Annotated in this window: 12 protein-coding genes and 2 pseudogenes; 10 read left to right on the forward strand and 4 right to left on the reverse strand. The window is 70.8% G+C overall.

Annotated elements, in window-relative coordinates:
* Positions 1-84: 84 nt before the first annotated feature.
* From OV079_RS50980 to OV079_RS60075, 3 genes and pseudogenes are all read left to right on the forward strand, one after another.
* Positions 85-1,097 (forward strand): annotated as a pseudogene (locus tag OV079_RS50980) (DUF1592 domain-containing protein); the annotation flags it as partial.
* 75 nt (positions 1,098-1,172) lie between these two features.
* Positions 1,173-1,454 (forward strand): DUF1585 domain-containing protein, encoded by a 282-nt coding sequence (locus OV079_RS50985; protein ID WP_267777824.1) that lies wholly within the window; start codon positions 1,173-1,175, stop codon positions 1,452-1,454.
* A gap of 89 nt (positions 1,455-1,543) precedes the next feature.
* Positions 1,544-2,371: pseudogene (locus OV079_RS60075) on the forward strand (DUF1552 domain-containing protein); the annotation flags it as partial.
* Positions 2,372-2,538: 167 nt separating this feature from the next.
* Here the strand turns inward: OV079_RS60075 and OV079_RS50995 are convergent.
* Together OV079_RS50995 and OV079_RS51000 are read right to left on the reverse strand one after the other, a co-directional pair.
* Positions 2,539-2,721 (reverse strand): hypothetical protein, encoded by a 183-nt coding sequence (locus OV079_RS50995; protein ID WP_267777827.1) that lies wholly within the window; start codon positions 2,719-2,721, stop codon positions 2,539-2,541.
* Positions 2,722-2,876: 155 nt separating this feature from the next.
* Positions 2,877-3,452: a hypothetical protein gene (locus tag OV079_RS51000; RefSeq protein WP_267777828.1), complete on the reverse strand. Its 576-nt coding sequence runs from the start codon at positions 3,450-3,452 to the stop codon at positions 2,877-2,879.
* 1,710 nt (positions 3,453-5,162) lie between these two features.
* On the opposite strand from OV079_RS51000, the gene OV079_RS51005 reads away from it, so the two are divergent.
* From OV079_RS51005 to OV079_RS51035, 7 genes are all read left to right on the forward strand, one after another.
* Positions 5,163-5,957 carry a hypothetical protein gene (locus tag OV079_RS51005; protein WP_267777829.1) on the forward strand — a complete coding sequence of 265 codons (795 nt, stop codon included), beginning with the start codon at positions 5,163-5,165 and terminating at the stop codon, positions 5,955-5,957.
* A complete protein-coding gene (locus OV079_RS51010) occupies positions 5,879-6,265 on the forward strand; it encodes a hypothetical protein (RefSeq protein WP_267777830.1) in 387 nt (128 codons plus the stop codon). The genes OV079_RS51005 and OV079_RS51010 overlap by 79 nt, the downstream gene beginning before the upstream one ends.
* A 229-nt stretch (positions 6,266-6,494) precedes the next feature.
* A complete protein-coding gene (locus OV079_RS51015; RefSeq protein ID WP_267777831.1) occupies positions 6,495-7,658 on the forward strand; it encodes an AAA family ATPase in 1,164 nt (387 codons plus the stop codon).
* Positions 7,659-7,874: 216 nt separating this feature from the next.
* Positions 7,875-8,141: a hypothetical protein gene (locus OV079_RS51020; RefSeq protein ID WP_267777833.1), complete on the forward strand. Its 267-nt coding sequence runs from the start codon at positions 7,875-7,877 to the stop codon at positions 8,139-8,141.
* Entirely contained in the window at positions 8,120-8,479 is a 360-nt protein-coding gene (locus OV079_RS51025) for a tetratricopeptide repeat protein (protein ID WP_267777835.1), read from the forward strand. The genes OV079_RS51020 and OV079_RS51025 overlap by 22 nt, the downstream gene beginning before the upstream one ends.
* 143 nt (positions 8,480-8,622) lie before the next feature.
* Positions 8,623-9,096 carry a hypothetical protein gene (locus OV079_RS51030; protein ID WP_267777837.1) on the forward strand — a complete coding sequence of 158 codons (474 nt, stop codon included), beginning with the start codon at positions 8,623-8,625 and terminating at the stop codon, positions 9,094-9,096.
* A gap of 325 nt (positions 9,097-9,421) precedes the next feature.
* The gene (locus OV079_RS51035) at positions 9,422-9,850 is read left to right on the forward strand and encodes a hypothetical protein (protein WP_267777839.1); all 429 of its coding nucleotides are present in this window, start codon (positions 9,422-9,424) and stop codon (positions 9,848-9,850) included.
* A 1,087-nt stretch (positions 9,851-10,937) separates the two neighbouring features.
* On the opposite strand, the gene OV079_RS51040 is transcribed toward OV079_RS51035, so the two are convergent.
* A complete protein-coding gene (locus OV079_RS51040; protein ID WP_267777840.1) occupies positions 10,938-12,209 on the reverse strand; it encodes a TolC family protein in 1,272 nt (423 codons plus the stop codon).
* Positions 12,125-13,387, reverse strand: coding sequence for an efflux RND transporter permease subunit (locus OV079_RS51045; RefSeq protein ID WP_420829473.1), 1,263 nt, complete (start codon positions 13,385-13,387; stop codon positions 12,125-12,127). The genes OV079_RS51040 and OV079_RS51045 overlap by 85 nt, the downstream gene beginning before the upstream one ends.
* Positions 13,388-13,596: the final 209 nt, after the last annotated feature.

The raw sequence follows: 13,596 nt of genomic DNA on the forward strand, positions 1-13,596 counted from the left end.
GGGGCAGCCGCTCCGCCCGAGGATTACTCGCTGCACGGCTTCGACGCGATCGGTGCGGCCGAGCTGTCGCTGCAGGAAAGCGCGATCGAGCAGCTCGAGGCGTCCGCGCGGGCGGTCGCCGTCGCTGCGGTCGCCGATCGCACCACCCTCGGCGGCCACGTCCCGTGCGTCCTCGAGGCCGAGCCGGGCGACGCCTGTTACGAGGCGGTCGCCGCCGACCTCGGGCGCCTCGCGTGGCGCCGCCCGCTGACCGCGGAGGAGGTCGGCCCGCTGGTCGCCATCGCCAAGGATGCCAGCGCCTGGGGCGGCGGCAGCTTTGCGACGGGACTGCAGTACGAGCTGATGGCGCTGCTGCAGTCGCCCTACTTCATTTACCTCGTCGAGGTCGGCGAGCCGGACCCTGTCGACCCGGCCGTGCGCACCCTGACGCCGACCGAGCTCGCCGCCCGCATGTCGTTCTTCCTGCTCGGGCGGACTCCGGACGCCGAGCTGCTCGCCGCCGCCGAGTCCGGCGAGCTCACCACCGACGACGACGTGCGCGCGGTCGCCGAGGCGATGCTCGCCCGCACCGAGGCGCGCGCCACCCTGTCGAACTTCTACTCCGAGCTGTTCCAGCTGCGCGACCTGTCGACGATCAACAAGAGCAACGAACTGTTCCCGCAGTTCACCTCCGAGCTCGCGTACGCGATGAAGTACGAGACGCTGCGGCTGATCGAGGACATCGTCTGGGACAAGGACGGCGACTTCCGGACGCTGCTCGACGCCGACTACACCTTCGTCAACCCCGCGCTGGCGTCGCTGTACGGCTTGCCGCCGCCGCCGGGGCAGGGCTTCGCCAAGGTCGACCTGGCGGCCGAGCAGGGCCGCGCCGGTCTCCTGGGACAGGCCAGCTTCCTCGCTCGCTTCGCCCACCCGGCCGAGACCTCGCCGACGCGGCGCGGCCAGTTCATCCGCGCCAAGCTGCTGTGCGAAGCGGTCCCGCCGCCGCCGCCCGGCGTCGACGCCAGCCTGCCGACCGAGGATCCGAACAAGCCGCAGACGATGAAGCGAAGCTGCTGCAGCACATGCGGGATCCCAGCTGCAGCGGCTGTCATTCGCTGCTCGACCCGCTCGGCTTCGCCCTGGAGAACTACGACCCGGTCGGCGCCTACCGGACCCTCGACGACGGCCTCGTGATCGATCCGAGCGCCAACGCTGCCGACCTCGGGGAGTTCGCCTCCGCCCGCGACCTCGCCGAGCTGCTCTTCGACGATCCACGCGTCACCGCGTGCGTGATCAAGAACTTCGTCCGCGGCTCGCTCGGTCACATCGAGCGCCTCGGCGAGATCGACGTCCTCGACAACCTCGAGGCCGACTTCGTCGCCAACGATCACCGCCTGCAGCACCTCCTCGTCGAGCTGGCCGTCAGCCCCGTGTTCCGCGCCGTCGGTGCGCCCAGGTCGAGATTCTCATGATCAACCGTCGCACCATTCCCCGTCGCACCTTCCTCCGCGGCCTCGTCGGCGGCTCTGCGGCCGTCGTCGGCCTCCCTCTGCTCGAGGCGATGCTCGACAGCCACGGCGAGGCGCTCGCCGACGGCTCCCCGCTGCCGACCCGGTTCGTCACCTGGTTCTTCGGCAACGGCGTGATCCTGCCGCGCTTCGAGCCGGCCGCGACCGGCGCGGATTATCCGCTGAGCGAGCAGCTGCAGCCGCTCGCCAACGTGCGCGACTACGTCACGGTGCTGACCGGCCTGCGCAACCGCTGCGAGGTGACCGTCACCCACCACGAGGGCATGACGGCCTTCAACGGCTACACCATGACCGAGCTCAGCGGCCTGTTCTCCAAGGCCGGCGGCCCGACGATCGACCAGCTGATCGCGGCGAGGATCGGCCAGGACACCCCGGTCGCGTCGATCCACCTCGGCGTGTCGAAGCACCTCAGCGTGATGGACTCCGGCACCACCATGCACGCCCTCTCGCACAAGGGCCCCAACGAGCCGCAGTACCCGCAGTTCAACCCGCAGCAGGCGTGGACCGACCTGTTCGGCGCGTTCGCCCCGCAGGCCGACGACCGCGCGCTGCGGACCAGCATCCTCGACGCGGTGCGCGACCAGACCGCCGCGCTGCGGATGAAGCTCGGCAAGCACGACAACGAGCGGCTCGACGCGCACCTCGACGGCGTGAGCGCGCTCGAGAAGAAGATCGAGGCCACCGCGCCGCTGTGCGCCCTGCCCGACAAGCCGACCGAGACCAACACCGACATCAACGGCGTCGAGCCGATCACGGCCGTCAACGCGGTGATGAGCGACCTGCTGGTGTACGCCTTCCAGTGCGACATCACCCGCGTCGCCAGCATGCTGTTCCACGGCGGCGCCGCCGAGACGGTCTTCTCGGAGATCGACATCTGGAGCGGCCACCACAACAACTCGCACAACCCCAACTCCGAGGAGCTGCACACCGGCATCGTCCACATCATGGGGCGCTTCGCGGACATGCTCGAGAAGTTCAAGGCCTCGGAGGACATCGACGGCAAGAACCTGCTCGACACCTCGATCATCTACTGCAGCAGCGACTGCGCCGAGGGCTGGACCCACTCGATCCAGCGCCAGCCGGTCATCCTCGCCGGCCACGGTCGCAACAAGCTGATCTTCCCCGGCATCCACGTGCAGGCCGCCCCGTACCCGATGAGCGACGGCAACATCTCCGACGTCCTGCTGACCGTCCTCCAGTCGTTCGACAAGGCGCGACCTCGATCGGCGCCGGCGCCCCGATGTCGACCACGCCGATGGAGGCGATCAAGGGCACGATGTTCTGACGCCGAAGCAACGGCCGCTGCCGGCGGCCGTTCGGGCGATCATGAAAAGCGCGGCCTCGGCCGCGCTCTTCGTTTGTCGCTCACTGGCACATGCCGCAGCCGAGGGTCTCGACCTCGCCGACGCACTGGCCGTCCCACTCGAACTCGCAGCAGAACGGGTCCTCGGCGCACACGCACGCGGAGACCGCCGCGTCGTCGCACTCCGGCGTGTCGTGCTCCTCGCAGCAGCCGGTGCCGCCCGGAGCGCCGCACGTGCCGCAGCCGAGCGACTCGACCTCGGAGACGCACAGGCCGTCCCACTCGACCTCGCAGCAGAACGGGTCCTCGGCGCACACGCACTCGGAGACCGCCGCGTCGGCGCACGACGGCGTGTCGTGCTCCTCGCAGCAGGGGGCCTCGACCGGCGGCTCGCAGGTGCCGCAGCCGAACGCCTCGACCTCGGCGACGCACTGCTCGGTCCACGACGTCGTGCAGCACAGGTCGTCCTGGGCGCACACGCAGGCGGCGATCGCCGCGTCGTCGCACGACGGGGTGTCGTGGGCCTCGCAGCAGGCGCCCTCGACCGGGCCCTCGCACGTGCCGCAGCCGAGCGCCTCGACCTCGGCGACGCACTGCTCGGTCCACGCGCCCGTGCAGCAGGGTCGTCCTGGGCGCACACGCAGGCGGCGACCGCCGCGTCGTCGCAGGACGGGGTGTCGTGCGCCTCGCAGCACGGCCCTTCGACCGGCGGCTCGCACATGCCGCAGCCGAGCGGCTCGACCAGCGCCACGCAGTCGGCGCTCCACACGTCCTGGCAGCAACCCGGCGCGTTGTTGCAGACGCACGCCCGCACCGCCTGGTCGGCGCATCCCGGGCCCTGACCCGCTTCGCAGCAGTCGCCGAGCTCCGGCTGACACACGCCGCAGCCGAGCAGGTCGACCTTCTCGACGCAGGCGGCGTCCCACACCGCCTGGCAGCAGAACGGATCTTGCGCGCACACGCACGCCTCGATCTCCGGCTCGGTGCAACCGGGGCCGTTCCCGACCATGCAGCAGGCCGTCTTCTCCTCCTGCTCACACATCCCGCAGCCGGCATCGTCGACGAGCGCCACGCAGGCGTCGCTCCACACGTCGGCGCAGCACTCGGGGCCAGGGCGCACACGCAGCTCTCGACCCCGGCGTCGAGGCAGCCGCCGCCGCGGTGCGCCTCGCAGCACTCGCCCTTCGGCGGCTCCTGACAGACGCCGCAGCCGAGCGCGTCGACGGCGGTGACACTCGGGCCCCCACACGCCCGCGCAGCACCCGGGGCCCCGGCGCACACGCAGCTCTCGATCGCGTCGTCGCTGCAGCCGGGCCCGACCCCGACCTCGCAGCACGGGCCCTCGGGCGGCGGCGGGCACGAGCCGCACCCGAGCTGGGTGACCAGGGCGACGCACTGGCTGGTCCACGGCCCCTCGCAACACGACGGATCCGCCGTGCACACGCACGCCTCGATCGCAGGGTCGCCACACAGGGTCGGCTCGCAGCAGACCGCCGGCGGCTCGCCGGTGGTCGCGTCGGTCGAGTCCGTGCTCGTCACCGCCGTCGTCTCCGTCGTCGAGCCGGTGGTCGTGGTGGTGGTCGACGTCTCGGTGTCGGTGGTCGACGTCGTCGTGCCGAGCGTCGTGGTCGGCGCGGTCGTGGTCGGGTCGCCGGTGGGGTCCGAAGTCGTCGTCGAATGGTCGGGCTCGGTGGAGGCCGAACCGGACGTGCTGCTCGGCGCGCTCGCGCTGTCGGTCGACGTGGTGAGGTCGTCGGAGCAGGCGGAGAACAGCGGAGAGAATGCGACGAGCGCGAGGGAGATCGAGGCGAGGCTACGCAAGCGAACGGCTCCTGAAGGCGGAGGACGGGGCCGGTCCGCAGTCATCACACCGGCACCTCGAGCTACCTATACACGAGGGAGGCTCCGCGTTCTCGAGCTTCGATCGGCGCTCGAAGGGATACGACTCCGCGTATCCGCGACGCCCCGAAGCGCGACCTCCGATCGGCGTGCGCCAGCGCGAGATCGCGCTCGACGTCGCCGGCCCTCGCGCCTTCATCGTCGCACCGGCGGTCGGTCTCCTGCGCCTCGGTGAGCCGCGGTCCCCGTGTCACCGGCGGGCATTGGAGCGGAGATTTAAACGGGGATTAAGCGGGCCGCCGGCGACCGCTGGCGCACCCTCGTCGCGTGCGTACTCCGTCGATCGATCTCCTCCTGCTCGCCGTGATCACGGGCCTCGCGGCCTGTGACAGCGACATCCCGCCGGCACGACAGCGACCACCAGCGCGACCAGCGGCCCCGACTCCGATGCGACCAGCGAGGCCGGCACGAGCGGCGAGGCCGGCACGAGCAGCAGCACGAGCGACGCCGTGCCGACCAGCGGCGGCCCCGGCTGGGGCAGCAGCGGCGGCGATGCCCCGCCGGGCGATTGCCAGGCGCCGCTGCCGGCCCCGACGTCCTGCGATCCCATCGCGGAGGCGTGCGGCGACGCCACCGCCATCGCCGGGGCCAGCGACGCCTACGTCTACCGCACCGCGTTGACCGCAGCCGACGGTGGTTCCTCGGCTCGCGCGCGGGCTGCCCTCCAGGCCCTCTACCGCGTGTCGAAGCGAGGGGGCGATGCGCAGTGGATCCGCGAGGTCTCCTACCTCGTCGACTTCGAGGGCGACGACACGGCGCTCTACCTCGTCGAGCGGACCGAGGACCCGCTCACCATGAAGGTGAGCGCGCGGGTCGACGACGAGGAGACGGTGATCGGCGAGACGCACCATACGTCCGGCAACACCTACTGGAACACGGCGCTCACGCGCACGCTCGCCGGCGTCGTCGCCTATGACGACCTCGGACCGACCCTCCCGTCGTTCTCGCACGTGACCCCGACGAAGCTGGTCCTCCTGGCCGACGCGGTCGAGGGCGAGTATCTGGGCTCGGCGCCCGCCTACGACGGCGAGCGCCTGTTCTTCACCTGGAACGACCCACCGTTCGACGAGGACGGCAGCGGGCCCCTCCATCGCGCGCTGGTGAGCCTGGCGGGCGACACCAGACCGTCCTCGCCGGCGACGCCTCGACCCGCATCGATCCATCCGTGGCGGTCGACGCCGACTTCGTCTACTTCGCCACCGGCGATCCGAGCAACGTGTCCGGCGTGCAGCCGGCGCCGATGAACGTGTCGCGGGTCGCCAAGACCGGCGGGCCGGTCACACCGCTGTTCCCGCCGATGGACATCGGCATCGATCAGGTGCTCGTCGACGGCGACGAGGTGTTCTTCCACCAGGCGCCCGCCGACATCTTCGCGGTGCCGAAGACCGGCGGTACGCCGCGGCACGTGTGGCACGGGGTCGAGGACGAGCGGCGCGGGATGCATCTCGACGCGCACGACCTCTACTTCTCGGTCACGGTGCCGCAGGGCGACATCTCGCTGCCCGGCCACCATTTCGTCGTCCGCGTGGCCAGGACGGCGGTCGTTCCGTAGGTCTCTGTCGCGGCGAATTCGAGCTCGAAGCCGATCTCGAGACGACCTCGGCGCCGGCTTCGTCGCTCGCCCGACGCGGCGTTATGCTCTCGTCCGGCATGCCCGCGCCCGACGACCGCCCGGAATCCAGCGCGCTCGTGACGGGGGGCCCGTCGTCTCGTCCTCGTTCGTCGGGCGCGTCGCCGACCTCGACGCGATCGCCGGGCGCTTCGAGGACGGCGCGCAGCTCGTGACCGTCACCGGGCTCGGCGGCATGGGCAAGACCCGCCTGGCCCAGCGCTTCGCCGAGGCGCAGGCGGCCAGCTACACCGCGCCGGGGGCAGGCGGGGTGTGGTTCTGCGATCTCACGGGGGTGCACGGGGCGACGGCGGCCTGCTCTGCGGTCGCGTCGGCGCTCGGCCTGCAGCTCGGAGCCGACGAGCCCGCGCTGGCCGAGCACCTCGCGCACGCTCGCGCGGCGCGGACGGATCTCGTCGTCCTCGACAACTTCGAGCAGCTCGCCGATGTCGCCGAGGCGACGCTCGGCCGCTGGCTGCGGGCCTCGCGGGCGCGCTTCCTCGTCACCTCGCGGATCGCCCTCGGCCTCGCCGGCGAGCACCTGTGGCCGCTGCACCCGCTCCAGCTGCCGCCGCCGGGGCTGCGCGACGAGGCCGCTCTCGCCGCGATCGAGTCGATCGATCTGTTCGTCCGCCGCGCCCGCCAGCTCCGCCCCGACCTCGTGCTGCGCCCGGACGACCTGGCGGCCATCGCCGAGATCGTGCGTCGGCTCGACGGGATCCCGCTGGCGATCGAGCTGGCCGCGGCCCGCATCACGGTGCTCTCGGTGGTCCACACGCGACCGCCTCGTCCAACGATTGGCCCTGCTGGTGCGCCACGGCGAGGGTGGACGGCACGCGTCGATGCGGCGGGCGATCGCCGATACGTGGGATCAGCTCCGCGCCGCCGAGCAGGACTGCCTCGCCGGGTGCACGGTCTTCGCCGGCGGCTTCACCCTCGAGGCCGCGGAGGCGGTGCTCGCCGACGAGGTGGGCCCGGTGCTCCCGCTGCTCGAGTCGCTGTGCCTGCGCTCGCTGGTGCGCGCGACGCCTCGCCTCGACCTCGACGGCGAGCTGCGCTTCTCGCTGTACGAGACGATCCGCGAGTTCGCGGCCGAGCGCCTGACGGCCGCCCCCGAGCTGGCGGCCCGGCTCGCCGGGCGTCACGCGGCCGTCTACGCCGACCTCGGTCGCGCGCTCGCGGTGCCGGCGGCGGCCGGCGGCGGGCCGGCGGCGGTGCGACTCGATCTCGACCTCGACAACCTGATCGCGGCCCACGCCCACGCGCTCCTCGCCGACGGAACCGACGCCGCCGCGCAGGCGCATGGCCCTCGCGCGCGGGGCCCATCGTGCGCTGATCCGCCGCGGCATGGTCGGGCACTCGCTGCGCTTGCTCGACGGCGCGATCGCGAGGGCGCGACCTGGCGCGGCGCCGGCCGACCTCGCCGCCGCCGTGCTCGCGCGGTCGGGCCCATCGCCTGCTGGGAGCAGGGCAGCGGGCCCGCGCCGACTTCGAGGAGGGCCTCGCGCTGGCTCGCTCCGCCGCAGATCCGACGCTCGAGGCGCTGGGCCACATGCTGCTCGGCGAGCTGGTCGAGCTCGACGGCGCCACCGAGGAGGCGCGCGGTCTGTTCACTGCCGCGCTCGGATGCCTGGCCCGGGTCGCGGACGATCCGCTCGGCCCGCTGCACGAGGCGGACGTGCGCACGCGCCTCGCCCACGCGTACCGGCGCGAGGGCCAGCTCGAGCCCGCGGAGCGGAGATCCGTCGCGCGCTCGAGCTGCACCGCGCGGCCGAGCACTCCGAAGATCTGCCGCTGGTGCTCTACGAGGCGGGGGTGATCGCGTGGTTCCGCGGCCGCCACGACGAGGCGCTGGCCCGCTACGACGAGGGGCTCGCGCTGGTCCAGGCGAGCGACGCCCGCCACGCTCGCGGCGCGCTGCTGTACGTCCGCGCGATCCTCCTGCAGGAGCGGGGCGACCTCGACGCCGCGTTCGACCACTACGTCCGCGCCCTCGAGCTCATCCGCGTCAGCGGCAACCTGCACCTCGAGGCCAGCGCGCTCTACTACTTCGCCGGCGCCCACCTCGAGCGCGGCCAGCGTGACGACGCGGCCCGGCTGCTGGAGCGCGCGCTGGTCATGTTCCGCGACCTCGAGATCCTCGCTACCAGGCGCTGACCGAGAGCTGCCGCGCCACCCTGTTCGCGGTCGCCGGCGACCTCGAGTCGGCGCGCGCTTGCCTGGCCGCCGCCGAGCAGGCCGCCGCCGCGTGCCGGTCCGAGGGCGCGTTGACGGCGACCGTGGCGATCCACCGGCTCACCGTGCAGAGGATGGCGGGCGCCCCGGGGGCGAGCGCCGGGCCGATCGAGGAGGCGCGCGCGCTCGCCGAGGCGCACCCGAGCGACGACTCTCGCTTCGCGCTGCGAGCCGCGCTCGCATGCCTCGCGCGCGCCGAGCCGCCGGGGCAGCCGCTGATCGTCCGCGCCGGGGGCAAGGCGTTGCGCCTGCCCGGCGCCGCGGCGGACGTCGATCTGCGGCGCCGCGTGCCGCTGCAGCGGATCGTCCTGGCGCTCGCGCGCAAGCGCATCGAGGCGCCCGGCGAGGCGCTCGCGCTCGAGGAGCTGCTCGCCGCCGGCTGGCCCGGCGAGCGCGTCGGCGACAGCGCCGGCACCAACCGCGTCCACGTCGCGCTGACCACCCTGCGCAACCTCGGCCTGCGCGGATTCCTCGTCAGCAGCCGCGACGGCTACGCGCTGACCTCCGCGAGCCCGTGCTCGCTCGAGCAGGGCGATTGACGCGACGGCCGTGGTCGACGGTCAAACCCCGAGCGACGGTCGGCGAGGAGGCAGGGACCCCCCGGTCGACGTCGCTGATAGCGCCTCAGCAAGCAGCACCGCCGACTGCCCGCCCGGCCGCGCTGAGCCCGCTGTCCGACACGCCGAGTTAACTGTGGGGCGATGCCGCCGCCGCCTGATTGACGTTGCCCCCTGGCGCCCTCCTCCACGCTGTGTGACATGCCTCCCTCTTCGCTCTGCCGCTTCGCGTTCGCCGTTGCGGGCGTATTTTCGCCCTCTCACTCGCAGCGGAGCGCGCGGCGCTTGCCGCTCCGAGTGAGGATCCATGCGATGCCATGCTCACCCGCCTTTCAAGGTCGGCGAAATCCGCGGCTACAGCGTCAGCGCCAGTGTGTTCGGGTTCACCGCAAGCCGCGACGAGACCGAGCTTGAAGCCGGCTGCTCAGCCGGGCACCTCACCATCGCCCTTGTGGAAGCCGACGGCTCCGAGGTGAACGTGACCTTTCGTCGTCGTGCCGGCGAGAGCTTCGCCCTGGAGATCCTGGGTCAGTATCCCGAGATAGGGACCCTCGCTCGCACCGCGCTCATCGACGCGAGCGCTGAGCCCATGACGGGTTCCCTGAACTTCGCGGCCGCTGTCGGGGACGGCTTGGTCTTCGTCGAATTCGGCCTCGCGGGCGAGGTACTGGCTGCCGGCGGAGCTGCGCCCGGCGAGGACGGGCAACGCGTCAATGCCCTTTCACGCCGACTCTGAGCACGTCCGAGATCCGGAAGGACGCCCACGCGCTTGTGTTCGCTGCGGCGAAGATCGGGATTCCACCATGGCCGCCCATGAGTCAGATTTGGACTCGCTTCTCGCGCTGGCGATTCCGTCGCCCGATCCGGCGGCGAAGGTAGATTCTGACGGAAAGGACGCAGTGCAGAAATGTGGTGTTGCAACGGCGATTTGCCTGGCGGCCGCGTGGCTCCCGCCGGCTGGAGCTTGGGCCTGCGGAGTGGCGCTCGGAAATTGCATTGCCGCACTGCCCTGTCTTCCCGCGGACTGCGAAGGCGACGGCGTCTAAGTGCGGAGAGCAAACATGGCCCGCGAACTCGAAGTATTCGATAGACGCTCTCTGCTCGCTCGACCCCAGAGGTTGGGGTTCATGCCGACAATGTGGTTCTGGAACGATTGGGAGACGCAACGTCTTCTGGTGCCCTTCGCGCTCATGAGCGCCCCGTTCCTTCTGCTGCTAAATGTGCTTCAACTGTGGCTGCGACTCAGCGCGTGGATCCCGATCACGGTCGGCTTAGTAGTACCCTATTTGACGATGGGGCTGGTAGAACGGCACGTACGTGCGCAGGTGCGGCTGCGCTCTCGAGGACGGTCGTCGATGTGCGGCCAATCATCGCTCAGGGGGTCCGTGCTGGCCGCGCCCTCATGTTCTCGATGGCGGCCGTCTGCGGAGTCCTGGCGGTGCTGGTGCTTCTGCGCGTCACTCTGCCTGCTCTTGGAGCAGCCGCGGTCGGCGGGCTCGCGCTGGTCATCATCACCCTCCGAGCCAGTGGATCACGAGCAAGGAGCCTCGCGTCGACGGCGGACGTGGCCGCAGGGCGTACAGGACTTCCCTCGGGCAGCGACGACGGAGCGCCGCCACGTGAAAGCTGACAGCTGCCGATCACGCAGCGCCGTGCCATGCCCACGGGAGAAGCGTACAGACACGGCTTTGGGGTCACCGGGGCGTGAGTGCGCGTCTTTCGGGCCTCCGCTTGATCATTCGGCGCCGTAGCGCATGCCGAATGGACCCGTACCGCGTCTCAAAGTCATTGACAGCGCGCAGGGACCTCGACCGGCGGCCCGGTCATTGGTTTTGCCGCCAGCCGCCGCCCAGCGCCTGGTGGATCGCCACCACCGCCTGCATCTGGTCCTTCTGCGCCTCGACCAGATCGATCTCGGCTTCGAGCGAGTCACGCGTGGTCATGAGGACCTCGTTGTAATCCGCCTGGGCCGACTGATAGAGGGCCTTCGACGTCTCGATGGCCGCGCGGAGCGCCGCGACTTGCCCGGCCAATTGCTCGTAGCGTTGCCTGAAGTTCGAGAGCGCCGTCAGCTGGTTGTACACGTCGGTGTACGCCTGCAGGATCGACCGTTCGTATTCGAAGACCGCCTGGACCTGCCTGGCGTTGGCCGAGCGGTAGTCGGCCTTGATCGCCGTCCGGTTCAGCAGCGGCGCGACGAGGCCGCCGGCGATGTTGTAGGCCAGCGACCGGGGGTCGATCAGGTGCTGCAGGTTGAACGACTCGAAGCCGATGCCTGCATCGAGGCGGAGCGACGGGTAGAAGCGGGCCTTCGCGCTCTTGGTGTCGAGCTTCGACGCCTCGAGCCGCGCTCGGCCGCCTTCACGTCGGGGCGGTTCTCCAGCAGGTCCGAGGGCAGGCCGGTGGCCACCACGTCGGGCTTGGCGGCCATGAAGGTCAGGGGTTGCGCGCGACGGGCTGCGGGAACCTCCCGACCAGGAAGTTGATGCGGTTCTCGACGATGATCCGCTGCTGCTCGAGCGAGAACTTCCGGCCCTGGTTCTTGAGCACTTCGGCCTGGAACCGCTGGACCCCGAGCTCGGTGCCGCGCGCGGCCAACTTCTTGAGCTTGACGACCTCGAGCGCGTTCTTCTGCAGCTCGATGTTGCGATCGAGGATCTCGATCTGGAGGTCGAGCGCGACCAGGTCGTAGTAAGGCTGGCGATCTCCGCCACGATCTCGGTGACCAGGAAGTTCCGCTCCTGGATCGTCGCTTCGTACTGAAGCAGCGCGGACCTCCGGAGGTTGCGGAGCCTGCTCCAGATGTCGGTCTCCCACGAGGCCACGAAGCCGAAGCGGAAGTCCGCCAGCGGCCTCGGCAGATTGTGGGCCCTGTGCTCGACCCCCTGGGCGGTGTACTCGCCCGGCTTCTCGAGGCCGGCGCCGACCTCCGCGTCCAGGCGCGGGATGTAGTCGCCGCGGATCGCCGCGGCGTTGTTCTGGGTGATGATGATCTCCTGCAGCTGGATGTTCAACTGCTGGTTGTTCTGCATCGCCTCCTGGATGAGCGACCGCAGGTCCGGATCGGCGAAGAACTGGTCCCACTGCTTCTGCACCGCGAGGCTCGGGCCGGGCTCCGTCGCCAGGGCGCCGAAGTTATCGGGCGTCTCCTTGTCGGCCTCCCTGGCCTTGTTGTTCCCAGGATGCTCGCGCAGCCGAGCGACAGCGACAGGGCACCGGCGACCGTGCGGGCGAAGATCGGGCTCCACCGCTTGTTCACGGGAATCCTCCTCCGCGCGGGCGGCGTTCGAGTGCGCCGGCGCCTCGGGCCGGATCGCGCGGGGGCTCGCGTCCTGCGGCGGTTCGGCCTCCGGCATGTGCATCGTCGACGTCGACCCGGCGTCCGCGAGGGTCTCGGTGATGAGATCGGCCAGCGACACCTCGGACAGCGGCAGCGGGTCGGTCGGCGCCGACGGCTCGGTGGGCCCGCCGATCCGCAGGAACTTCTCGAACCGCTCGATGTGGCCGAAGATGAAGTAGAGCCCGGGATGAGGACCACGCCGAACACGGTGCCCATGACCATGCCGCCGAGCGCGGACGAGCCGATGGTGTTGTTGCCGACCGCGCCGGCGCCCTTGGCCACGACCAGCGGATAGAGGCCGGCGACGAACGCGAACGAGGTCATGAGGATCGCGCGGAAGCGGGCCTTGGCGCCGGCGACCGCGGCCTCGAACACGGTGGCGCCGTCGCGTCGCGTCTGCACCGCGAACTCGACGATCAGCACCGCGTTCTTCCCGAGCAGGCCGACCAGCATGACCAGGCCGACCTGGGCGTAGATGTCGTTCGCCAGGCCCATCATCTGCAGGAACAGGAACGAGCCGAACGCGCCCGCGGGCGCGACGTGATCACGGCGAGCAGGAGGACGAAGCTCTCGTACTGGGCCGCGAGCACGAGATAGACGAACACCAGCACGTCCGAAGATGTAGATCGCCTCGTTGCCGCGCCGCGCCTCGTCGTACGACAGGCCCTCCCAGGCGATGTCGTAGCCGCGCGGCAGGACCTCCGCCGCCACCGCCTTGATGGCGTTGACCGCGTCGCCGGTCGTGTAACCGGGCGCGTTGTTGCCGCGGATGGCCGACGAGTTGTACATGTTGTAGCGGGTGATCTCGTTCGGGCCCTGCCGCTTTCGCAGCGTCATGAACGACGAGTAGGGGACCATCTCGCCGGCCTCGTTCTTGACCCACATCTTCAGGACGTCCGGCGGCAGCGCGCGGAACTCGGGCAGCGCCTGCACGTAGACGCGGTGAGAAGTTGAAGCGGGTGAAGCCCTGCTCGAAGTTGCTGCCGATCATCAGGTCGAGGTTCTCCATGGCCTTGCGGATGGAGACGCCCTTCTGCATCGCCTTCTGGTTGTCGATGACGAGCTCGTACTGCGGGTAGTTGGCGGCGTAGAACGTGAAGAGGCCGGTCAACTCGGGCCGCTCGCGCAGCGCCGCCATGAAC

It is taken from the genome of Nannocystis pusilla, assembly GCF_026626665.1.
Classification (GTDB): Bacteria; Myxococcota_A; Polyangia; order Nannocystales; family Nannocystaceae; genus Nannocystis; species Nannocystis pusilla.